Genomic DNA, 21,341 nt, shown 5'->3' on the forward strand with positions numbered 1-21,341 from the left:
GCGCAATTTTGTGGTTGATAGGAGTGATGGAGTAAATGGCGTCCCGGGTGATGGACCGCAGGCAGTTGGACGAACTGGACAGCATGTGGAAAGCGCCCGGACTAGTACCTACGCTAGTCGCCGTGATGGCCGCCTTCGGTGGCTGGTCACTCCTCATGCCTGTCATTCCGCAGGCAATTCTTGACGATGGCGGTGGAACCTCGCTCGCCGGTGCCTACACCGGTGTTTTTATGGCCGCCACAGTTCTCACGCAAACGCAGACTCCACGTATGTGTCGCCGTCTTGGCTACGGCATGACCATGCTGATTTCAGGTTTGTTTCTGGGCTTGCCGACGATTCTGCACATCTTTGGCACCGATGCTGCTTTGGTGCTCATCATTGCGGTTCTCCGCGGTATGGGCTTCGGTGCGCTGACTGTCGCCGAGTCCGCATTGATTGCAGAGCTTGTGCCCCTGAAGTTCCTGGGGAAAGCCTCCGGTGTGCTTGGTGTGGCCGTTGGTTTGTCCGAGCTCATTTTCCTGCCGCTTGGTCTCATCATCGCGGACAAGACTGGCTCCTACACTCCGGTTTATATTCTGGGTGCCGTCATTTCGCTCGTTGGCTCGGTGATGGCCCTATTCATTCCGAAGATTAAGCCAGCGCCGAAGGAGGGCAAGGGCGGCAAGGAAGACGTCGGCGATCCTGTGCCCGGATCTGCAGCAACTCAGCCGAGCCCCGTTGAGCACGTTGCCACATGGAAGCTGGTGGCCATTCCCGCGCTCGCAATTTGCACGATTGCGATGGGCTTTGGTGGTATTTCCGCATTCCTTGCCCCGGCAGCTCGCGAAATTGATCTGGTCTCCGGTGCGGTTGTGGCTGGCCTGTCGCTGTCTGTTCTCGGTGGCGCGCAGATGGTGTTCCGTTATTTCGCAGGAATCTACGCCGACCGGAAGTCGGAGGCTGGAATTCTGCTGATTCCGGCATTGATCAGTGGTTTTATTGGCCTGCTGATGATGTCCGGCGTGGTTCTCTTTGATCTGTCGGCCTGGCTGCTGCTGGTTGCGGCCATTTTCTACGGCGCGGGCTTCGGCATAGTGCAAAATGAGGCTCTGCTGCTGATGTTTGCCCGCCTGCCGCGTGACCGTACTGCTGAGGCCAGTGCCTTCTGGAACATGTCCTTTGACTCGGGCACTGGTATCGGCTCGTTCGTTCTGGGAGCCGTAGCCGCGGCTGCACTCCGTCCGTACCCGGCTGTCTTTGCCTTTGCGGCAGCTCTGCTGGCAGTTGGCCTCATTGGTGCGGTGCTCGACCGAATCATCGGAAAGCACCGCGTGGCGGAATACCAGAACACCCGCGCTACGCTGCGTCGTCTGGGGGATGCCGTGAAGCGTCGTACGCCGGAGGCCGCTGTGCGTGTTGCCCGCCCGGCAAAGAATGCAGTGACGCGTTTGACGGTTCGGGACCGCAAGAAGAAGTAACTACATACAAAGAGACGTTTGAAAAAGAGTGGCTGCGCAAGTTCTTGCGCAGCCACTCTTTTTGGTTATTAGATGCAACCCCCGGCGTGGGGCAGCCGTGCCTGTTTATGCGACGGCGACGTCCATCTCGGTGAAGAGAGCCCGCAGGCGGGTTTCGATATCGTCGATAAGCGACTGCAGCTCATCGTCTGTGAGACTGTCCGGATCTGCGACATCCCATTCCACGTAGCGGTCGCCGGGGACTGCTGGTGTCTCGTCGATGCCCATGAGCACGACAACATCGGCGCGGTGGGAAACGCGGGGAGTAATCGCCTTTTGGGTGAGGCGTGAGGTGTCCACGCCACGGTCGTGAAGAGCCGCGACGACGCGAGGGTTCAGGCCATCCTCTGGATTGAGGCCGATAGTGCGGATAAAGACTTCGTCACCAACCAGGTGGTAGGCCAGGGCAGTGGCAATCTGGCTACGGCCGGAACCGCGACTATCGGCAAAGAGAATCTCTTGGCGCGGGGCGAAGTCCTTGCATCCGCTCGCGGCCTTGATGCGTTCGGTGGCCTCGCGTTCGGCGAGGACGGGGAGGAAGTTAGTCACCTTCGCAGAGTTGGACAGCTCTGCAATGACATCGTCGAGGATGGAATCGATGGTCGCAGCATCGCAGGCTGCACCGTAGAGCCGGTGAAGGTCCTCGCGGACAATGGCAAATGATTTACTAAGAACGGATGCGGTAGTCATGGCGTCGGAGCCTCTCTGTGAAAAAGTAATCAGGGGTTTTAGGGATAAATCAATAACTTAGTTAACCTGTTGTTAACCTTGAGTTTACCAAAGTATTCGGTAGTTGTATACCAGTGCTTCTGCCTATCCAGGCAGTTTTCTTGGGGTAAGTGGCAAACATCGATTCCCAGCGCCTTAAAATGTCCAACTATGGAACAAGTCTCACCTTCGACGAAGACCCCGACCGTTGCCATCCTTGATTACGGCTCCGGTAATTTGCGTTCAGCTGAGCGCGCTGTGGCCACCACGGGTGCCGAGGTTATTGTGACCGCCGATCCGAAGACCGTGATGGAGGCCGATGGTCTGCTCGTTCCCGGCGTCGGCGCCTATGCCGCATGCATGGAGGGTTTGCATCGAGTACAAGGGCCGCGCCTGATCGGCTCTCGACTCGCAGGTGGTCGACCAGTGATGGGAATCTGCGTCGGTATGCAGGTGCTCTTTGACCGCGGCGTCGAGTACGCCGACGGCATCCACGCAGCGGAGACCGACGCATCCGCAGCTGTCACCGGCACCCCGGGTTGTGGTGAATGGCCCGGTACTGTCGAGCGTCTCGAGGCGTCGATTCTGCCGCACATGGGCTGGAACACGGTTGAAGTACCGGAAGGCTCAAAGATGTTTAAGGGACTGGAAGATCAGCGTTTTTACTTCGTCCACTCCTACGGTGTGCGCAAGTGGGACCTTGATACGGATTCTCGCATCGCTCCGCCGCTGGTGACGTGGTCTGCCCACGAATCCGATCGGTTTATCGCAGCCGTGGAAAACGGTCCGCTGTGGGCCACGCAGTTCCACCCTGAGAAGTCTGGTGAAGCAGGGTTGAAGCTGCTGCAGAACTGGGTGGACACGCTGTAGTTGCCCAATCGGTAGTATCTGCCCTAACCGCACTACCTGGTAGGTGGCGGAATTTCGCCACCTAGACCACCTATACTGAGATAACTAGCAACAAGCGTCGTGGTGACTATGGCCACAACGCCCAAAGTCGAAGAGAGTAGAGCCCCCATGAGTTTGACCCTGCTGCCCGCTGTAGACGTAGCCGATGGCCAGGCTGTGCGCCTTGTTCAGGGTGCTGCTGGAACCGAGACTTCCTACGGTGCACCGCTGGAAGCTGCCATGAATTGGCAGAACGCAGGCGCTGAGTGGATCCACCTGGTCGACCTCGACGCCGCGTTTGGTCGCGGTTCGAACTACGACCTGCTTGCCGACGTTGTGGGCAAGCTCGACGTGAAGGTAGAGCTCTCCGGCGGTATCCGTGACAACGCTTCGCTCGAAGCTGCGCTGGCCACCGGCTGCGCCCGTGTCAATATTGGCACCGCCGCACTGGAGAATCCGGAGTGGTGCCGCGAGGTTATCGCCAACTACGGCGACCGTGTAGCCATTGGTCTGGATGTTCTTAACGAAGAGGGGCAGTGGCGCTTGCGCGGCCGCGGCTGGGTCTCCGACGGCGGTGACCTCTGGGAGGTGCTGGAGCGCCTGGATGCTCAGGGTGCATCCCGTTTCGTGGTGACTGACGTCTCCAAGGACGGCACCCTGCAGGGGCCGAATGTGGAACTGCTGCGCGAGGTCGCCGCTGCTACCGATGCTCCAATCGTCGCTTCCGGCGGTGTCAGCAGCCTGGACGACATTGCAGCTATTGCCACACTGGTCGATGAGGGCGTTGACTCCGCAATTGTGGGTAAGGCGCTCTACGCAGGGCGTTTCACCCTGGAAGAGGCCCTGGCAGTAGCTCGCGGCTAAAAAGAACACTTTCGTGGCCGGACCGGGGAGACGTCGTCAAGCGAAAGCGTTAACGAGCAAACGGCACCCCGGCTGAGACGGCGGATGAAGGACTTAGAAAGTATGGATGCCCTGGAACCGCGGGCGATGCTCGCTATTGCTGAAGCGGCGCTCGATGAGGTTGAAGGCCTGTTCACGCAGCAGGTGGGTGCGGACCCGGTTGTCATGAAGCCGCGCGGGGATTTCGCGACGGAGACCGACCTGGAAATTGAGCGTCGTCTGCGCCAGCTCCTCACGCAGTATTCCGGCCTGCCCGTCTACGGCGAGGAATTCGGTGGCAAAGTTCCCGAGGAACATACCGCCTGGGTCATCGATCCGATCGACGGCACCACGAACTATTCCAACGGCTTTCCACTGTGTGCCATGCTGCTCACGCTCATGCATGAGGGGGAGCCGGTGGTCGGAATTACCTCCATGCCTCTGCTGCGCCGGCGTATTACCGCAGCTAAAGGTAGCGGCACATTCGTCAACGGCCGTCGCGTCAACATCGATGCCGAGGCCGGCCGCCCGGTTTCGATTGCCTTCGGCTCCGTTATCGCGAGTACCGACGGCACACTCCCGCGCAAGTGGCGCCAACTGCTGCTGTCAAAGGTGGGCGAACGCTATCCGACGATCCGAATTACTGGCTCTGTCGGAGTGGACTTGGGTTCCACCGCGATGGGGGCATTCGGCGGCACCGTGACTTTCTCACCGCATGTGTGGGATAACGCAGCTGGTGTACTTCAGATTTCCGAAGCTGGTGGCGTGGTCACAGACTTGGCGGGCAATCCCTGGCGGCATGATTCCGTAGGCGTGCTGGCGGGAACTCGAGATGTTCATGCCACGCTGCGGTCGATTATTGACCAACTGGGTCGTCCGGAGACTTTCCGGAGCTAAACCGTGGGCGACGTCCCGAGCGGGGTGGTTGCGCAAACCGTCGAGCCACAACTTTGAGCTAACACGAGGAGAACTTAAAAACTATGTCTCTGGCAGTACGCGTGATTCCTTGCCTGGATGTCAACAATGGGCGGGTCGTCAAGGGGGTTAACTTTGAGAATCTCCGTGATGCCGGCGATCCGGTGGAGCTGGCTCGCCGCTATGGCGAGGAGGGCGCTGATGAGCTGACCTTCCTGGATGTCACGGCTTCCAAGGATGGCCGTGGCACCATGCTCGACGTGGTGCGTCGCACCGCAAGTGAGGTCTTCATTCCGCTGACGGTCGGCGGTGGCGTGCGCAGCGTCGAGGATGTCGATCAGCTGCTCCGCGCCGGAGCTGACAAGGTCAGTGTCAATACCGCTGCGATCGCACGTCCAGAACTGCTCAGCGAGCTGTCGCGCCGCTTCGGTGCGCAGTGTGTCGTCCTGTCGGTGGATGCCCGCCGCGTTCCCGAGGGAGGCACGCCGCAGCCGTCGGGCTTCGAGGTGACGACGCACGGTGGTTCACGCTCGGCGGGGATCGACGCCGTCGAGTGGGCACGCCGCGGCGAGGAGCTCGGGGTCGGCGAGATTCTGCTGAACTCCATGGACGGCGACGGCACCAAGGACGGTTTCGACCTGGAGCTTCTGGAGAAAGTCCGCGCTGCCGTCGACGTCCCGGTGATTGCCTCTGGCGGTGCGGGCAAGGCAGAGCACTTCCCGCCAGCAGTGCGCGCCGGCGCCAACGCGGTGTTGGCCGCATCCATTTTCCACTTCGGCGAGGTCAGCATTGCTGAGGTTAAGGAAGAGATGGCCCGCGAGGGAATCGAGGTGCGCCAGTGACTGGTCTAGCCCCGGGCGCTGCAGCTCACGGCGCCGGCGACGATCCGCGTGAGTACACGCTCCCAGCAGATATCGCGAACATCGCCAAGTTCAACGCTGACGGCTTGATTCCCGCTATTGTGCAGGAGGAATCCACTGGCCGCGTGCTCATGATGGCGTGGATGGATTCCCACGCACTGGCATATACCATCGCTACCAAGCGCGGCACCTACTGGTCGCGCTCCCGGTCCGAGTACTGGATTAAGGGGCTTACCAGCGGCCATTTCCAGACCGTGACATCGCTGGCGTTGGACTGTGATGGCGATACCGTGCTGATGCAGGTAGTGCAGGACGGCGCGGCATGCCACACTGGCTCGCATAGCTGCTTTGACGTGCATCCCGTGTTCGAGGACTAGGCAGTCAACCCCGGCTGCCGAGGTGGGGATTTCGTCGTCAAGCGCGCCCACCTCCGGTGAAGTCCGGGGTTAAGTGATGTGCAATCCGGGTGCGTGGCACAATAGCGGCTATGACTCGTATCACCATGACCACGCGTGAGCGCTTTCGTGAACTGGCTGCACACCATCGGGTCGTGCCCGTGGTTCGCAAGGTTTTGGCGGACGGCGAAACGGCGCTGTCGGCCTACCGTAAGCTCGCGGCCGATCGTCCCGGCACTTTCTTGCTGGAGTCCTCCGATGTGGGGCAGTCGTGGTCGCGCTGGTCATTTATCGGTTGCGGCAGTCGTGCTGCGCTGACGGTGGATGATGCGGGGGAGGCAACCTGGATTGGCAATGCGCCGTCGGGTGCGCCAGAGGGCGGAAATCCGTTGGATGCTCTGCGTCGCACGCTGGAGCTGCTGCACACGGAGCTTCCGCTTGCCGACGATGCCTCGGTACCCAAGCTCACCTCTGGTCTCGTTGGCTACTTCGGGCATGACATTGTCCGCTACATCGAGCCACAGCTGCCGGATACCACTGACAATGATTTGCAGATTCCTGAGCTCATGCAGTTGCTGGTGGAGGACCTGGCTGCTTTTGACCACCACGAGGGCGTGCTGTGGCTGATTTCTAATGCAGTGAACTGGGACGGCTCGGATGAGCGGATTGACCAGGCGTATGACACCGCCTGTGATCGGGTCAATGCGATGGTGGAGCGGCTGTCGGGGTCCTCTGATCTGCGTCCGGCGGAAATTAGCTTCCCAGAGCCGGTGATTCGTCGCCAGCGCGCCGCCGACGACCACATGGATCGTATTGAGCGTTGCAAGGACCACATCCGAGCTGGTGATGCGTTCCAGATTGTGCTCTCGCAGCGGTTCGAGATGGACACGCAGGCGTCAGCATTTGATATCTACCGCATCCTGCGGGTTTCCAATCCGTCGCCCTACATGTTCCTGGTCAACGTTCCAACCAAGGACTTCTCCGCTACCGCTTTTCAAATTGTCGGTTCCTCCCCGGAATCACTCGTGGCAGTTCAGGGCAGTGAGGTCATCACCAATCCCATCGCGGGCACACGTCCGCGCGGTGCCACGGTGGAGCAGGACAATGCGCTGGAAGCTGATTTGCTGGCAGACGAGAAGGAAAATAGTGAGCATCTGATGCTCGTTGATCTTGGCCGCAATGACCTCGGACGTGTCTGCCGCCCAGGCAGTGTTGTTGTGCACGACTTCCGTCATATTGAGCGCTACAGTCACGTTATGCATCTGGTCTCTACGGTCACCGGCGAGCTTTCCAGCGACGCCACTGCCGTCGACGCGTTCGCGGCCACCTTCCCAGCGGGAACGCTGTCGGGTGCGCCGAAGCCTTCCGCGCTGAGCATTATCGACAAGCTCGAAGACACGCGTCGGGGTGTTTACGGCGGCACTGTTGGATACTTTGACTTCCGGGGCAATACCGATCAGGCAATTGCCATCCGCACAGGTGTGAAGAAGGGCGATACGGTCTATGTTCAGGCTGGCGGCGGAATTGTCAGTGACTCTGACCCGGTGGCAGAGGATGAGGAGACCCGCAACAAGGCCGCGGCCGTGCTGCGAGCTGTCGCGGCAGCTGAGACACTAGTCCCAGCGGAAAGGAGCTAGGTTTTCGATGAAGTCGACAACGATGCTCTCCGGTGGCCTCATTGGTGTGGCCGCAGCGGGGATGTGGTTGTGCAGCCGTAGTGCGTGGCTGACGGTCGATACTGTTGATGACAAGTCCGGTCCAGCGACCACAGATTTGGTGGGCGCAGTCTGGGCTCCAGAGTTGACGTCGATTGCGCTGGCAATGGTGGCTGCACTGTTTGCCACCACCATTTTGGGCTCACTGGGGCGCCGTATCGTCGGTGGCCTCGCGGCGCTGCTCGCAGTTGCGGCGTCGTGGACTCCGATGACTCTGCTTGCCAGCGGAGAAGACGGGGTGGATTCCCAGCGGGCACTGGATTTGTTGACGTCGGGAAGCGCCTCACAACGCGCCAGTGATGCGGTGACTGTGGCAGACTGGGCGCAGATCTCAGCGATTGAAGTGCATGCGATGGGGCCATCCCTGGCCTTGCTGTGCTGCGCATTGGCGCTGGTCGGGGCGGTATTGTTGGTGCGTCGACCGGGTACTGTGAAGAAGCAGAAGTCCAGCGCGTATGAGACCCCGGAGGTACGCCGTCAGCGTATCGCCGAGGACCTGGAGGAAGACCCACAGTCGGGTCGAGTTCTGTGGGATGCTTTGGATGCCGGTGTAGATCCTACGGATCTGGATAAGGAGTAAGGCCGTGGCTAACGTTCTGGACAAGATTATTGAGGGCGTGCGGGAAGATCTCGCTGCTCGGGAAGCCAAGATTTCCTACGGTGAAATCAAGGAGCTCTCGCTGAAGGCGCCGTCGCCGATTGATGCCGTGGCGGCACTGGCTAAGCCCGGGGTGCAGGTGATTGCAGAGGTCAAGCGTGCCTCTCCGTCGAAGGGAGAGCTGGCTGACATCCCTTCGCCGGAGGTCTTGGCGGCAGAGTACGAGCAGGGTGGCGCGGCTGTCATTTCCTGTCTGACTGAGGAGCGCCGCTTCCGCGGTTCGCTCGCCGACCTCGATGCCGTGCGCCGCGCGGTCAACATTCCAGTGCTGCGCAAGGATTTCATCGTCACTCCGTACCAGGTCCATGAGGCCCGCGCACACGGTGCCGACCTGGTGCTGCTGATGTGCTCCGCTTTGGATCAGCCGACGCTGGAATCCCTGCTGGATCGCACCGAGTCGCTTGGCATGAACGCTCTGGTTGAGGCGCACACCGAAGAAGAGGTCGAGCGCGCCGAGGCCGCTGGTGCCAAGATCCTCGGCATCAACGCCCGCAATCTAAAGACCCTCGACGTGGATCTCTCCGTGTACGAACGCCTTGCGCCGATGTTGCCGGATCATGTTGTGAAGGTGGCAGAGTCCGGTGTCAAGGGGCCGGAGGAACTGCGCTACTACGCCTCCCACGGCGCCGACGCGGTACTGGTGGGCGAGGGCCTGGTTACCGCGGGCAAGCCGGGTGAGGCTTGCCGACGTCTCGTTGCCGCCGGTGTCCACCCGACACTCCGCAGCGAGTAGTGATAGACCGCAGTTGCGATAAGCAGCTGTACCGCGCTGCGATCTGCGCCTAGTTTGGTTGCGTGTCGCACCTGTTGTGCTGGCACGCCACAGTTTCTTAGGCCTTATGTCCCCGCAACGGGTGGGGATAGTCCACAATAGATAACTGTGAGTGACCAAGATTTCAAGAATCATGATGCCCGCGGTGACCGCCTGCCCACGATGGGTGAGGTTATCGCGGAGACAACGAACCACGAGTCAGATGCCATTGGGCACTGGGGTAAGTGGGGCGGCCAGTTTGTGCCGGAGGCGCTGATGGCCGTTATCGGTGAGGTCACCGATGGCTACGCGAAGGCCCGCGTTGATCAGGATTTTCTCGATGAGCTCGACCGGCTTCAGCGTACTTATGTCGGACGTCCCTCGCCGCTGTACTACGCGGAGAAGTTTTCCGCTGATATCGGCGCTGACGTCTGGCTCAAGCGCGAGGATTTGAATCACACAGGTAGCCACAAGATTAATAACGTCTTGGGTCAGGTTCTGCTTGCTAAGCGCATGGGTAAGAAGAACATTATTGCCGAGACCGGTGCCGGCCAGCACGGTGTCGCAACCGCGACTGCCTGTGCGCTGCTCGGCCTTAACTGCCGTATCTACATGGGCAAGGTCGACGCAATCCGCCAGCGCCTTAATATCGCTCGCATGCGTTTGCTTGGTGCCGAGGTTATCGAGGTCGAGATTGGCTCGAAGACTCTCAAGGACGCGATCAATGAGGCCATGCGTTTTTGGGTTTCACACGCCGATGACACCTACTACTGCTTCGGCACTGCAGCCGGCCCGCACCCGTTCCCAACAATGGTGCGCGACTTCCAGCGCATCATCAGCGCCGAGGCACGCCAGCAGATTCTCGCGGAGACCGGCTCGCTTCCCGACGCTGTCGTGGCGTGTGTCGGCGGCGGTTCTAATGCGATCGGCGCGTTCCACCACTTCATCGATGATGAATCGGTTCGACTGATTGGCGCTGAAGCTGGCGGTGACGGTGTTGAGACCGGTCGCCATGCAGCACCGATTTCGGCCGCCGGTAATCCGGGGGTGTTCCAGGGCTCCTTCGCCGCCCTGATGCAGAACGAGGACGGTCAGATTACAGAGTCTCATTCGATTTCCGCGGGTCTGGATTACCCGGGCGTGGGCCCGGAGCACTCTTACCTGGCTGATATTGATCGCGCGTCCTACCTGCCGGTGACCGATACCCAGGCGATGCAGGCATTCCAGGACCTGACTCGGATGGAGGGCATCCTGCCCGCTATCGAGTCCGCACACGCGGTGGCTGCCGCCCGACTCATCAGCGGTGATCTGAATGAAGAGCTGGGCCGTAAGCCGCTGATTATTGTCAATGTTTCCGGTCGCGGTGACAAGGATGTCGACACCGCTGCTAAGTGGTTTGATCTGATGGAGGAGTCCTAAATGAGTCTGAGTGACGTCTTTGACAAGGTCCGTGAGGAAAACCGCGCAGCATTTATCGGCTACTACCCAGCGGGTTTCCCGACCACCGATAAGTCGATTGAGAACATCAAGGCGATTGTCGACGCTGGCGCCGACATCATCGAGGTTGGACTGCCTTTCTCCGACCCGATGATGGATGGCCCAACTATTCAGGATGCCGCCAACGTGGCTCTGGATGCGGGCTTCCGTACCCGTGAGATTATGCGGGTGGTTCGCGAAGTCACCGAGCACGGCGGTACCTGTGTGGTCATGAGCTACTGGAATCCGATTCTCCAGTATGGTCCGGAGCGTTTCGCCGAGGACTTGGCCGCCGCTGGTGGTCGGGGCACCATTATCCCGGATCTCATCCCCGAGGAGGCCGGCCAATGGCAGCGTGCAGCTGAGGCCAATGGTCTGTCCAACATCATGTTGGTGGCCCCGTCATCGACCAACGAGCGTCTGCAGCTAACTGCCACCGCGTCGACCGGCTTCGTCTACGCCACCAGCCACATGGGTGTCACAGGTGCCCAGGCCAGCGTCGACTCGGCCGCAGGCAAGTTGGTTGCCCGCACGCGCGAGGTCACCGATACACCGGTGTGCGTCGGTTTGGGTGTCTCCAATGGGGCACAGGCCGCGGAGATTGCCGAGTTTGCAGATGGCGTAATCGTTGGCTCGGCACTGATCAAGGCCGCGATGAAGAGCACCGATGACCTGGTAACGCTCGCCCGCGAACTCGCCGCGGGCGTACGAGGAGAGAGCTAGCGCATTTATGAGTTCCACCCTTGTTCTCGCTGAAACTGCAACGACGTATCTGGCCAACATTCCCTCTCCGCCGCAGGGGGTGTGGCAGTTAGGACCGCTACCACTGCGCGGTTACGCGATTTCCATCTTGGTTGGCGTACTCGTCGGCATTTACTGGATGCAGCGCCGCTACGCGGCCAGGGGTGGAGACCCGGAGTTAGTCCTCGACATTGCCATTGCGGTTATTCCTGCGGGCATTATCGGCGGCCGTCTCTACCACGTCGCCACCGACTGGGAGAAGTACTTCGGCCCCGGCGCCAATCCCGCCGATGCACTGAAAATCACCAATGGTGGTCTCGGCATCTGGGGCGCGGTGGCGCTGGGAGTGCTAGCCGCGTGGGCGGTTGCTAAGTGGCGGAAGGTGCCGTTTGCGCCAGTTCTTGACGCGGCCGCACCCGCAATCATCCTTGGACAGGCCATTGGGCGTCTGGGCAATTGGTTCAACCAGGAACTCTACGGTGGCCCAACGTCACTTCCGTGGGGCCTGGAAATTTACCAACGAGTTGATGAGTTTGGCCGGGTTGCCCCTGTCACCGGAACGTCGACAGGCGAAGTGCTGGCCGTGGTGCATCCAACGTTTCTCTACGAGATGGTGTGGAACGTCCTCGCCTGTCTGGTCATTGTGTGGGCGGACCGAAAGTTCAAGATGGGCGGAGGACGCGTCTTTGCGCTCTATGTCGCGGCCTACACTTTGGGGCGTTTCTTCATTGAACTCATGCGCGTCGATGACGCAACGCTGATATTCGGTGTGCGTATTAATAACATCACGTCGCTCGTGACTTTTTTCTGCGCTGTCATTGCTTTGTGGATTCTGCGGTCCAAGAGCCGCGAAACCGCAGCTGAAGTCAGGGGAGAGCGTGAGGCTGCTGAAGCTCACAGTGCTTCCAACTGACGCATAGCCCGTTAAGGGACTAGGCTGGAGGCCGTGCTTAGACGAACGAAGATTGTATGTACCCTCGGTCCAGCAGTTGCTTCGCTGGAGGGGATTACCGGGCTGGTCAACGCCGGCATGGATGTTGCCCGCCTGAATTTCTCTCACGGTGAGCATGAGGACCACGCTCAGAACTACCACTGGGTGCGTGAAGCATCCGACGCTACGGGACATGCCGTCGGTATTCTCGCCGACTTGCAGGGACCAAAGATTCGCCTCGGTCGTTTTAAGGAAGGCTCGACGTATTGGGCTGACGGCGAGATTGTCCGCATCACCGTCGACGATGTCGAAGGCACGCACGACCGCGTCTCCACCACGTACAAGAATCTCGCTGACGATGCCCGTCCGGGCGATCGCCTGCTTGTCGACGACGGCAAGGTGGGCCTGGAGTGCATCGAGGTAGATGGCAACGATGTGGTGTGCCGTGTCATCGAGGGCGGTCCGGTCTCGAACAACAAGGGTGTTTCCCTGCCGGGGATGAACATCTCGGTGCCGGCTCTGTCAGAGAAGGATATCGCCGACCTGCGCTTCGCTCTGAAGCTGGGAGTCGACTTCATCGCGCTGTCCTTCGTCCGTTCGCCTTCCGACGTCGAACTGGTCCATGCGGTCATGGATGAGGTTGGTCGTCGTGTCCCGATTATCGCCAAGCTGGAGAAGCCAGAGGCAGTCGAGTCTCTCGAGGCCATCATCCTGGCCTTCGATGCCGTGATGGTCGCCCGTGGTGACCTTGGTGTTGAGGTGCCGTTGGAAGATGTTCCGCTGGTTCAGAAGCGCGCTATTCAGATTGCCCGCGAGAACGCCAAGCCGGTCATCGTCGCCACCCAGATGCTCGACTCCATGATTTCGAACTCGCGCCCGACTCGTGCGGAGGCCTCCGACGTGGCCAACGCTGTGCTCGATGGCGCAGATGCCGTGATGCTCTCGGGTGAGACCTCGGTTGGTAAGTACCCGCAGTCCACGGTTAAGACCATGGCTCGCATCGTCACCGCCGCTGAGCGCGAGGGGGAAGTTCCTGCGCTGACCCACATGCCTCGCACGAAGCGTGGTGTGATTTCCTACGCAGCTCGCGATATCGGTGAGCGCTTGAATGCCCGCGCTATGGTTGCTTTCACCACCTCGGGTGATACCGCTCGCCGTGTGGCACGCTTGCACTCTCGCCTGCCGCTGCTGGTATTCACTCCGAATCAGCAGGTTCGTTCGCAGCTTGCGCTGACGTGGGGTGCGGAGACCTTCTTGGTGCGCGAGGTTAACAGCACGGATGAGATTATGCAGGTCATCGATGAGCAGCTCTTGACCATGGAAAACTACAACGCTGGCGACACGCTGGTCGTTGTTGCTGGTACCCCTCCAGGAAATGAGGGCAATACCAACATGATTCACGTCCACGTTATTGGCGAGGACGCTCGCTAGCTCTCTGGCGCGTTTGAAAAAGCCGGTAAGTCCTTTTGGGGCTTACCGGCTTTTTGCTTGGAGCCTTTCGACCTGGGCTGTTGGGCTGTTCGGTGAGGATCTTTGCGCGGTGCGCGGTGGCAAGCGGCCGGCACACAACCCTTACTTTGCCAAGTAGGACAGCACGGCGGCAGCGGCGGCAGAAGTCGCGGAGGTAGCTGTCGGCTTGAAGTCCGGGAGGAATGTCGGCATGTGATTCGACGGTACGTCTTCGACCACGCGGTCGGCAGTAACGGCGGCTTCCCACGTATCCCGAGGTGTCGCGCCAACGGTCCAGTAGACATATGGGCAGTTCAGGCCACGCGGTAGGTCTGAGAAGTCCTCCGACGCGGTCCACGGCACAGCGTCGGTGGAATCGTCGCCGAGCACAGCGTCCATGACCGGGCGAATCGTGGCAAACGCCTCCGAATCATTGTCAGTGACTTCGCCGTGATCGGAGTACTCAATCACAGGATCAATCTCAGTGCCGGAAGCCAGGCACTCGCCACGAACAACGCGCTCAATGCCCGCAATGAGCTTCGCGCGCACATCGTTGGAGTAGTAGCGAATGTTCAGCACAATCTTGGCCTGGCCAGGGATTGTGTTATTCGAATTGCCGGACTGCAGCGTGCCGACGGACAAAACACCAAACTCGTGGGGAGGAATCTCGCGCCCTACAATTCCTTGCAAGCGCAGAACGACTGCGGCAGCCAAGTATGTCGGGTCAATGGCGTTGTGCGGCATAGACCCATGTGCGGAGCGACCAGTCAGCGTGATGCTGATGGTGTCACAGCCAGCAAGTGCCGGGCCGGGCATGGTCATTACCTGACCTGCGGGGCCGGGAACAATGTGCTGGCCGAAGCACACATCTGGGGTCGGGATGAGGTCTGCTAGGCCGTCGTCAATCATGGCCTGTGCACCACAGGCTAGTTCCTCGGCGGGCTGGAACAGGGCAATGAAAGTACCCGACCACTCAGGCTTAGTTGCCGCCATCAGGCTAGCCAGACCAAGCCCGGCTGTCATGTGCATGTCATGGCCACAGGCGTGCATGACGGCGGTGGCAGAACCATCGCGGGCGGTACCGGTGGCAGAGGAAGCGAAGTCCACACCGGTTTCCTCGAACACCGGAAGCGCATCGATATCAGCGCGGAACAGCACGGTAGGGCCGGGGCCATTTTCCATGACACCAACGAGGCCGTGACCGCCGATTCCCTCATGCACTGTGTAAGTGCCCATGTCGCGAAGAGCACCGGCCAGATACGCGGCAGTTTTCTCCTCCGCCTGAGAGAGCTCCGGGTGCTGGTGCAGGTAGCGGTAGATTTCCCACTGCCGGTCCAATGGCACTCGATGGGTGGCGATGAGGTCGCGAATGCGGCTCAGCCGTGCTTCATTGTTGCTCACCTGGTTTAAGACTCCTAACTTCTCTCTCTACTCTGTGCCAGAGACCTACAGCCGCGACCCGTCTTCAACGAGCGGGTTGTATTTCAGCGAGTTGGGCTGGCACTGGCACTCGGTCGCAATGTGAATGCTGTCCGAGATTTTTCCGGTCTCCCGTAAACGGTACATCTCCGGGACAACGCGGTCGCGCAAATCCCATGGGGAGATGGTGTTCAGATAAATCTTGGTGCCACCTTCAAAGCCGGCCAGGTTCGAGGTGCGCCACTTAATCATTACGCGCCACGGCATGCGGGCATCCAAATCGACAGGGCGGTGGTGCCATTCCTCGTTACACGGAATGGTGGGGCCGGCAGCTGCATGACATGCGTGAATCAGGTCCGACATTGCGTCGATCTCAGCCCGGGTTTGCAGCCACGGTTCGCAGACATCTGACTTCGAGAAGATCTCCAGCGTCGGGTAGCGGTGTCCGAATCCTGCGAAAGCCACCGCGTGCTCGTTTTCCGCAATAACCAGGTTGTGGCGGGCCGCATAGTCCACCGCGTATTCGTTGTAGATATTCGGGTTCTTGCGCACCGCCTGCACTTCGCGCTTGAGCTGCTCGCCGTGCTCATCGATGGCCACAAGCTGCTTGTGCAAGTGATCGAAGCTGGCGCCTGCCGGTTTTAGCCAGTTTTGGAAAGCGGCCACATAACGTACGTAGCGGTTACGTCGGTACAGGTCAGCAATCGACTCGACGGTAAACGCAATAAGTGCGCGGTGCTCGGCAACGCTCAATGTGCCAGAAGAAGCCAGCTGATTATCGTGAGTAGCGCCGTCGACAAAGTGGCGACGGGCAACAATCACATCGTGGCCGCCGGCGAAATAGCTTGGGGCGCGGCGCAGCAATTCCTCGTCGGAAAGCGCGCTGATTTCCTCTTCACTGCGTCCAGCGGCGCGGTAGCGCGTGCGAATGATGTTGAGCACGTGCTCGCGGCCCTTCGGGTCATCGAGGTAGGCCTCCATGCGTTGCTGAGTTTCGCGGTCGGGCTCGAAGCCGTAGTTTTCCGACCAATAGTCATAGGAGACGATCTCGAACAGGTTGGGCACGCGGCGGAACTCCGCAGTGGTGTCGAAGAGCTGGTCGGGCAGTACTCCGGTCACCGTGCTGTAGCCGCCGAATACCGATTCGTCGAGGACAACACGGGCCTTCTCCGGCGGGGTTTGCAGCAGGTTGTTCCAGCCAAAGGAGTCGCGGGATCCAAAATCCTCCTCGCTCAATGGCTGCGGATCCGTGTGCTTAATTCCCAACGGCCGATTTCCACGACCTGGGACTGTCCACACCTGGGTACCGGAAAAAGGATTAACTTGCTTCACCGTGCCGTCGGCAAGCGTGATGAGGGGATTGCTGAAAGCCTGCATAAGTCCAACACTACGTCTTTGCTGGCGGTCGGCGCGCCAACGTAGGGGGACAAGGGCTTGACGACGGTTAGCTATTGTCTGGCCGTCTCGCGTGGCTTAGCCTGTGAAGTTATGTCGAAGATTGTTTTTCACTGCCTGGTGAAGCCGACCGAATCGGAGGCGCTGGCCGAGGCATTTCGTACCAAGTTGAGTGAGTTTGACCGCGCCGGGCGAATTAGTGACGTGGATGTTTCGGTGGCGTCGGCGGACACGGACGCGCAGTTGGTGGAGCAGTGGGAGCGTGAGAACCCGAAGGAGCCGTTGGGGGATAGGAAGGTATTCCGTTATCTCTTGAGCTTCGATCAGCACGGCGGTTCTCTCAATGAACTCGCTATGGACCTCTCTGAGCTACTGACTCCGCGTGCAGAATTGCCCCCGGACCCAGTGCTGCGTGAGTTCGACGAAATGCTCGAATCTGTTGCGACGTATCCCTGGAATGTTGCCGTATTTAGGTAATATCCTACCTAATTCGTGAAAAGTGTAAGCCTCCACAGAGTCAGTGATTGGCTTGGCCAACGGGTGTAGCGCGAATCGCTACGAGTTTTCCCAGCAATATGCCGTTGTATAATTATGTCCGCTTCAATATCTACAGTTGCCCAGTCCTTGTGCACACAACCTGTGCCACCGAGTTACGGCAACCGGAAAGTGGTTTACAACCGCTGACGGTTTGTTCTTCGTGGGCGCCATAATGGTTTCGCAGAGAGGTTTATTTTGAATATCGAGCAGAAGGTTTCGGGACTCTATGACCAGATTCTCACCCGAAACGCCGGTGAGCCGGAGTTCCACCAGGCAGTGGCAGAAGTTCTGGAGTCGCTGAAGGTCGTCCTGGAAAAGGACCCACACTACGGTGACTACGGCTTGGTTCAGCGTCTGTGTGAGCCGGAGCGTCAGATCATTTTCCGCGTGCCGTGGGTCGATGACCAGGGGAAGGTCCAGGTCAACCGTGGCTTCCGTGTTCAATTCAACTCTGTGCTGGGCCCGTACAAGGGTGGTCTGCGCTTCCACCCGAGCGTGAACCTCGGCATCATTAAGTTCCTGGGCTTCGAGCAGATCTTCAAGAACTCCCTGACCGGCCTGCCGATCGGTGGCGGCAAGGGTGGCTCCGACTTTGATCCGAAGGGCAAGTCCGAGCTAGAAATCATGCGCTTCTGCCAGTCGTTCATGACTGAGCTGCACCGCCACATCGGTGAGTACCGTGACGTCCCGGCCGGTGACATCGGCGTCGGCGGCCGCGAGATTGGCTACCTGTTCGGTCAGTACCGCCGTATGGCCAACCAGCACGAGTCCGGCGTTCTCACCGGTAAGGGCCTGACCTGGGGCGGTTCCCTGGTTCGTACCGAGGCCACCGGTTACGGCTGTGTCTACTTCACTGAAGAGATGATGAAGGCCAACGGTGCTGACATCAACGGTGCCAAGGTCATCGTTTCCGGTTCCGGTAACGTCGCCATCTACGCCATTAAGAAGGCTCAGGAGCTCGGCGCTACCGTCGTCGGTTTCTCTGACTCTTCCGGTTACGTCTCCACCCCGAACGGTGTCGACGTCGAGCTGCTGAAGGAAATCAAGGAAGTTCGTCGTGCTCGCGTCTCCGAGTACGTCGCTGAGGCTGAGGGCGCTGAGTTCCACGAGGGTGGCAACATCTGGGAGCTCAAGGCTGATGTCGCACTGCCGTGTGCAACTCAGAATGAGCTCAATGGCGAGTCCGCCAAGCTGCTGGTCGACAACGGCTGCCGCTTCGTTGCTGAGGGCGCAAACATGCCGTCCACCCCGGAGGCTATCGAGGTCTTCAAGGCCAACGGTGTCCACTTTGCGCCGGGCAAGGCTGCCAACGCTGGCGGTGTTGCAACCTCCGCTCTGGAGATGCAGCAGAACGCTACCCGCGATTCCTGGTCCTTCTCCTACACCGATGAGCGCCTGAAGCGCATCATGACCAACATCTTCAAGAACTGCGAAACCACCGCCGCTGAGTACGATCACGAGGGTAACTACGTGCTCGGTGCCAACATCGCAGGCTTCAAGAAGGTCGCTAACGCAATGCTGGCTCAGGGCGTCATCTAGTCTGCTAACGTTTCCGCTTTACGACGGATCCTCGGCGACCCCGCCCGTCGAATAGCCGAAAAGCCCACGCTGTAAACTCCCTCCCATGGAGTTATCAGTGTGGGCTTTTGTCTTTATCGTGGCAACGATTTTTGTCGGGGCCCTGATGCAGCGAATAGCCGGTATGGGGCTCGGACTGTTGGGAGGTCCGGTCCTCTCACTGGTTGCAGGTCCCGTAGCAGGAATTTTGATTATTAACGTGCTCGCATCGGTCAATGCGATCATGCAGACCATCTCGGTGCGAGAAAACGTCGATTGGAAGAAGTTCTGGCTGATTGGCCCGGTGATGGCTCTCGGCGCGCTCCCCGGCGCTTGGGTGGTTCACAACACGCCCAGCGGTCCACTCCAGGTGCTGGTCGGCGGGCTCGTGCTACTCGCGCTGCTAGTGACATCCGTTATGCCTCAGCGCATGCGTGTCGACGGCCCACAATACGCCGTTGCCTCAGGCGTGGCCGGCGGTTTTATGAATACCCTGGCCGGCATTGCGGGCCCAGCCATTACCGTTTACGCACAGGCTTCCCGTTGGCCAGCGCAGACATTTGCAGCCACCCTGCAACCGCTCTTCTTTGTTTCCGGCGCGTTGTCCTTGCTGTTCAAGGAAATCAGCGGTGACGTATCTGTCTTCGCCACCACACCGGTTATCCTCTGGCCGCTGTGTTTGGTTGCCATGATTGTGGGTATATTTTTGGGCACTCGCGTTTCCCGACGAGTGCCCATTGTGCAAGCCCGAAAGCTCGCGGTCATTCTGGCGACTACCGGCGCGGCAGTCACTATGTTTCGTGGAATCTCCGCAACTTTTGGCGCTTAGGCTTGCTGTTCCGCTTGCCAGCCTCTCCTTTGCTGTTACTTCAACAGCGAAGACAGGAAGTTGCGGGTGCGCTCGTGCTGCGGATTACCCAGCACCTCATCCGGGGTGCCTTTCTCCACGACCACGCCGTCAGCCATAAACACGACCTGGTCGGCGACTTCGCGGGCAAAGCCCATCTCGTGCGTCACGACGACCATGGTCATGCCCTTATCGGCCAGACCACGCATGACGTTGAGAACCTCACCGACGAGCTCGGGGTCAAGAGCGGAAGTCGGCTCATCGAAGAGCATTAGCTTCGGCTCCATGGCCAGGGCTCGAGCAATGGCAACACGCTGTTGCTGACCGCCCGAGAGCTGAACAGGGTAGGCATCGGCCTTGTGCGCCAGACCAACAGTCTCCAGCAGCTCCATGGCACGCTTTTCAGCCTGCTCCTGAGAGACACCCTTTACCAGCACCGGTGCCTCGGTGATATTTCCCAGCACCGTGCGGTGCGGGAACAGATTGAAGTTCTGGAAAACCATACCGATATCGCGACGCTGACGGGCAGCTTCTGCGGCGGAAATCTCGTAGAGGCTGCCGTTCTTTTCGCGGTAGCCAATCAGGGAACCGTCGACGTAGAGACGGCCGGCATTGACCTTCTCCAGGTGGTTGATACAGCGCAGCAGCGTGGACTTACCGGAGCCCGAAGGACCAATGAGGCAAGTAACCGTACCGCGTGGAACTTCCAGGTCGATGCCCTTGAGGACCTCGAGACGGCCGAAGTTCTTCCGAACCTTTTGCGCCTCAACCATCAAATCTTTGGTAGTCATTTACTGCGGATCCTCTCGGTAGAAGTGCTCTTCGTCCTTATCGACAACGCGAGCATTTGCAAGCGGCACACCTTCGGCGTCGGCAAGCGCGGCCAGCTGGCGGGCGGTGAGCTGACGGGTAGCGCCGCGGGCGAAGTAGCGCTCAAGGTAGAACTGTCCGACCATCAGAATTGATGTGATGACCAAGTACCAGGTGGCGGCGACAAGCAGCATCGGCACCGGCAGGAACAGCGCATTGGCGATGTCCGTGGAGCGGCCGTAGAGTTCCAGCGAGAACGGCACTGCGATGACCAGCGAAGTGGTCTTCAGCAGGGAGATGAACTCGTTGCCCGTCGGCGGGATGATGATGCGCATAGCCTGTGGCAAGATGGTGCGGCGGACAGTCTGCCACCAGCTCATACCCAGTGCCTTCGATGCTTCGGTCTGGCCCTCCGGGACAGCCTGGATGCCGGCACGGACAATTTCAGCCATGTATGCGGACTCATTCAAGCCGAGACCGACGAACGCCAACACAAAGGTATTGGACAGGACGGTGCTGAGATCAACCTCGGCAACGCCCAGGTCAATCGTCGAGTAGATAGTGCCGAGGAGGCCCCAAAAGACCAGCTGCACGTAGACCGGAGTTCCTCGGAAAACCCACAGGTAGAACCAAGCAACAGTGGACAGCACGGGGTTGTCCGACATGCGGAGTACGGCGACGATGGCACCGCCGACGATACCGATGAGCATGGCGAGGACCGTCAGTGCAATGGTCCAGCCAGCGGCAGCGGCGATTCGTGTGTCGAACAGGTACTGGAAGTAAACATCCCAGTGGTAGGCCTCGTTGCGGGCGGCACCGATGATGAACCACAGGAAGAGCACTAGCAGCACTGCTGCGGTGATCCAGCGACCCGGGTGCGGCAGCGGTTTGGCCTTAATTTCTTCGTTGAG

Annotated in this window: 21 protein-coding genes; 16 read left to right on the forward strand and 5 right to left on the reverse strand. The window is 59.7% G+C overall.

The annotated features are described in order from the left end of the window. Positions 1-35 precede the first annotated feature (35 nt). Positions 36-1,457 carry an MFS transporter gene (locus HMPREF2857_RS02060; RefSeq protein ID WP_070642497.1) on the forward strand — a complete coding sequence of 474 codons (1,422 nt, stop codon included), beginning with the start codon at positions 36-38 and terminating at the stop codon, positions 1,455-1,457. Between the two features lie 105 nt (positions 1,458-1,562). Here the strand turns inward: HMPREF2857_RS02060 and HMPREF2857_RS02065 are convergent, their stop codons facing one another. Further along, positions 1,563-2,186: an arsenate-mycothiol transferase ArsC gene (locus HMPREF2857_RS02065; protein WP_016422948.1), complete on the reverse strand. Its 624-nt coding sequence runs from the start codon at positions 2,184-2,186 to the stop codon at positions 1,563-1,565. Positions 2,187-2,375: 189 nt separating this feature from the next. Between HMPREF2857_RS02065 and hisH the strand changes: the two genes are divergently transcribed. From hisH to pyk, 12 genes are all read left to right on the forward strand, one after another. Next, positions 2,376-3,074, forward strand: coding sequence for an imidazole glycerol phosphate synthase subunit HisH (hisH, locus tag HMPREF2857_RS02070; RefSeq protein ID WP_069359167.1), 699 nt, complete (start codon positions 2,376-2,378; stop codon positions 3,072-3,074). 147 nt (positions 3,075-3,221) lie between these two features. Then, the gene (priA, locus tag HMPREF2857_RS02075; RefSeq protein WP_016422946.1) at positions 3,222-3,956 is read left to right on the forward strand and encodes a bifunctional 1-(5-phosphoribosyl)-5-((5-phosphoribosylamino)methylideneamino)imidazole-4-carboxamide isomerase/phosphoribosylanthranilate isomerase PriA; all 735 of its coding nucleotides are present in this window, start codon (positions 3,222-3,224) and stop codon (positions 3,954-3,956) included. 102 nt (positions 3,957-4,058) lie between these two features. Beyond that, complete coding sequence (locus tag HMPREF2857_RS02080) at positions 4,059-4,871, forward strand: inositol monophosphatase family protein (RefSeq protein WP_048734639.1); 813 nt, start codon at positions 4,059-4,061, stop codon at positions 4,869-4,871. Between the two features lie 83 nt (positions 4,872-4,954). After that, positions 4,955-5,731 carry an imidazole glycerol phosphate synthase subunit HisF gene (gene hisF, locus HMPREF2857_RS02085; protein WP_005510401.1) on the forward strand — a complete coding sequence of 259 codons (777 nt, stop codon included), beginning with the start codon at positions 4,955-4,957 and terminating at the stop codon, positions 5,729-5,731. After that, a complete protein-coding gene (gene hisI / locus HMPREF2857_RS02090) occupies positions 5,728-6,126 on the forward strand; it encodes a phosphoribosyl-AMP cyclohydrolase (RefSeq protein WP_005510296.1) in 399 nt (132 codons plus the stop codon). The genes hisF and hisI overlap by 4 nt, the downstream gene beginning before the upstream one ends. 110 nt (positions 6,127-6,236) lie before the next feature. After that, positions 6,237-7,781 (forward strand): anthranilate synthase component I, encoded by a 1,545-nt coding sequence (locus tag HMPREF2857_RS02095; RefSeq protein WP_048734630.1) that lies wholly within the window; start codon positions 6,237-6,239, stop codon positions 7,779-7,781. A 7-nt stretch (positions 7,782-7,788) separates the two neighbouring features. Beyond that, complete coding sequence (locus HMPREF2857_RS02100) at positions 7,789-8,439, forward strand: TIGR02234 family membrane protein (RefSeq protein ID WP_049182100.1); 651 nt, start codon at positions 7,789-7,791, stop codon at positions 8,437-8,439. 4 nt (positions 8,440-8,443) lie between these two features. Beyond that, the gene (gene trpC / locus HMPREF2857_RS02105) at positions 8,444-9,250 is read left to right on the forward strand and encodes an indole-3-glycerol phosphate synthase TrpC (protein ID WP_016422942.1); all 807 of its coding nucleotides are present in this window, start codon (positions 8,444-8,446) and stop codon (positions 9,248-9,250) included. Between the two features lie 147 nt (positions 9,251-9,397). Then, on the forward strand, positions 9,398-10,687 hold the full coding sequence (trpB, locus tag HMPREF2857_RS02110; RefSeq protein WP_005510336.1) for a tryptophan synthase subunit beta: 1,290 nt from the start codon (positions 9,398-9,400) through the stop codon (positions 10,685-10,687). Continuing rightward, positions 10,688-11,467: a tryptophan synthase subunit alpha gene (trpA, locus tag HMPREF2857_RS02115; RefSeq protein ID WP_016422940.1), complete on the forward strand. Its 780-nt coding sequence runs from the start codon at positions 10,688-10,690 to the stop codon at positions 11,465-11,467. It begins immediately after the preceding gene. 7 nt (positions 11,468-11,474) lie between these two features. After that, positions 11,475-12,398: a prolipoprotein diacylglyceryl transferase gene (gene lgt, locus HMPREF2857_RS02120; RefSeq protein WP_070642499.1), complete on the forward strand. Its 924-nt coding sequence runs from the start codon at positions 11,475-11,477 to the stop codon at positions 12,396-12,398. A gap of 33 nt (positions 12,399-12,431) precedes the next feature. Then, positions 12,432-13,847, forward strand: coding sequence for a pyruvate kinase (pyk, locus tag HMPREF2857_RS02125; protein WP_016422938.1), 1,416 nt, complete (start codon positions 12,432-12,434; stop codon positions 13,845-13,847). A 141-nt stretch (positions 13,848-13,988) separates the two neighbouring features. Here the strand turns inward: pyk and HMPREF2857_RS02130 are convergent, their stop codons facing one another. After that, positions 13,989-15,266 carry an amidohydrolase gene (locus HMPREF2857_RS02130; protein WP_070642502.1) on the reverse strand — a complete coding sequence of 426 codons (1,278 nt, stop codon included), beginning with the start codon at positions 15,264-15,266 and terminating at the stop codon, positions 13,989-13,991. A gap of 45 nt (positions 15,267-15,311) precedes the next feature. Further along, entirely contained in the window at positions 15,312-16,661 is a 1,350-nt protein-coding gene (locus HMPREF2857_RS02135; RefSeq protein ID WP_016422936.1) for a DUF4921 family protein, read from the reverse strand. A 111-nt stretch (positions 16,662-16,772) separates the two neighbouring features. Here HMPREF2857_RS02135 and HMPREF2857_RS02140 point away from each other — a divergent pair, with 111 nt between their 5' ends. From HMPREF2857_RS02140 to HMPREF2857_RS02150, 3 genes are all read left to right on the forward strand, one after another. Next, entirely contained in the window at positions 16,773-17,156 is a 384-nt protein-coding gene (locus tag HMPREF2857_RS02140) for a hypothetical protein (protein WP_042388759.1), read from the forward strand. Between the two features lie 255 nt (positions 17,157-17,411). Then, on the forward strand, positions 17,412-18,755 hold the full coding sequence (gene gdhA, locus HMPREF2857_RS02145; protein ID WP_016422934.1) for an NADP-specific glutamate dehydrogenase: 1,344 nt from the start codon (positions 17,412-17,414) through the stop codon (positions 18,753-18,755). An 85-nt stretch (positions 18,756-18,840) separates the two neighbouring features. Beyond that, on the forward strand, positions 18,841-19,602 hold the full coding sequence (locus tag HMPREF2857_RS02150; protein WP_049170334.1) for a sulfite exporter TauE/SafE family protein: 762 nt from the start codon (positions 18,841-18,843) through the stop codon (positions 19,600-19,602). Positions 19,603-19,637: 35 nt separating this feature from the next. Here the strand turns inward: HMPREF2857_RS02150 and ehuA are convergent, their stop codons facing one another. After that, the gene (gene ehuA / locus HMPREF2857_RS02155) at positions 19,638-20,411 is read right to left on the reverse strand and encodes an ectoine/hydroxyectoine ABC transporter ATP-binding protein EhuA (protein WP_016422932.1); all 774 of its coding nucleotides are present in this window, start codon (positions 20,409-20,411) and stop codon (positions 19,638-19,640) included. Further along, on the reverse strand, positions 20,412-21,329 hold the full coding sequence (locus tag HMPREF2857_RS02160) for an amino acid ABC transporter permease (protein ID WP_369707174.1): 918 nt from the start codon (positions 21,327-21,329) through the stop codon (positions 20,412-20,414). It abuts the gene before it with no gap. Between the last annotated feature and the right edge of the window lie 12 nt (positions 21,330-21,341).

The sequence above is a fragment of the Corynebacterium sp. HMSC076C10 genome, assembly GCF_001812455.1.
Lineage (GTDB): Bacteria > Actinomycetota > Actinomycetes > Mycobacteriales > Mycobacteriaceae > Corynebacterium > Corynebacterium jeikeium_D.

What these genes read in the sequence shown, in the direction of transcription:
- HMPREF2857_RS02100 (WP_049182100.1), top strand. Translation starts at nt 7,789, where the DNA reads ATGAAGTCGACAACGATGCTCTCCGGTGGCCTCATTGGTGTGGCCGCA.
- HMPREF2857_RS02140 (WP_042388759.1), top strand. Translation starts at nt 16,773, where the DNA reads ATGTCGAAGATTGTTTTTCACTGCCTGGTGAAGCCGACCGAATCGGAG.
- priA (WP_016422946.1), top strand. Translation starts at nt 3,222, where the DNA reads ATGAGTTTGACCCTGCTGCCCGCTGTAGACGTAGCCGATGGCCAGGCT.
- HMPREF2857_RS02135 (WP_016422936.1), bottom strand. Translation starts at nt 16,661, where the DNA reads ATGCAGGCTTTCAGCAATCCCCTCATCACGCTTGCCGACGGCACGGTG.
- hisH (WP_069359167.1), top strand. Translation starts at nt 2,376, where the DNA reads ATGGAACAAGTCTCACCTTCGACGAAGACCCCGACCGTTGCCATCCTT.
- lgt (WP_070642499.1), top strand. Translation starts at nt 11,475, where the DNA reads ATGAGTTCCACCCTTGTTCTCGCTGAAACTGCAACGACGTATCTGGCC.
- ehuA (WP_016422932.1), bottom strand. Translation starts at nt 20,411, where the DNA reads ATGACTACCAAAGATTTGATGGTTGAGGCGCAAAAGGTTCGGAAGAAC.
- hisF (WP_005510401.1), top strand. Translation starts at nt 4,955, where the DNA reads ATGTCTCTGGCAGTACGCGTGATTCCTTGCCTGGATGTCAACAATGGG.
- HMPREF2857_RS02060 (WP_070642497.1), top strand. Translation starts at nt 36, where the DNA reads ATGGCGTCCCGGGTGATGGACCGCAGGCAGTTGGACGAACTGGACAGC.
- HMPREF2857_RS02080 (WP_048734639.1), top strand. Translation starts at nt 4,059, where the DNA reads ATGGATGCCCTGGAACCGCGGGCGATGCTCGCTATTGCTGAAGCGGCG.
- HMPREF2857_RS02150 (WP_049170334.1), top strand. Translation starts at nt 18,841, where the DNA reads ATGGAGTTATCAGTGTGGGCTTTTGTCTTTATCGTGGCAACGATTTTT.
- HMPREF2857_RS02095 (WP_048734630.1), top strand. Translation starts at nt 6,237, where the DNA reads ATGACTCGTATCACCATGACCACGCGTGAGCGCTTTCGTGAACTGGCT.
- HMPREF2857_RS02065 (WP_016422948.1), bottom strand. Translation starts at nt 2,186, where the DNA reads ATGACTACCGCATCCGTTCTTAGTAAATCATTTGCCATTGTCCGCGAG.
- trpA (WP_016422940.1), top strand. Translation starts at nt 10,688, where the DNA reads ATGAGTCTGAGTGACGTCTTTGACAAGGTCCGTGAGGAAAACCGCGCA.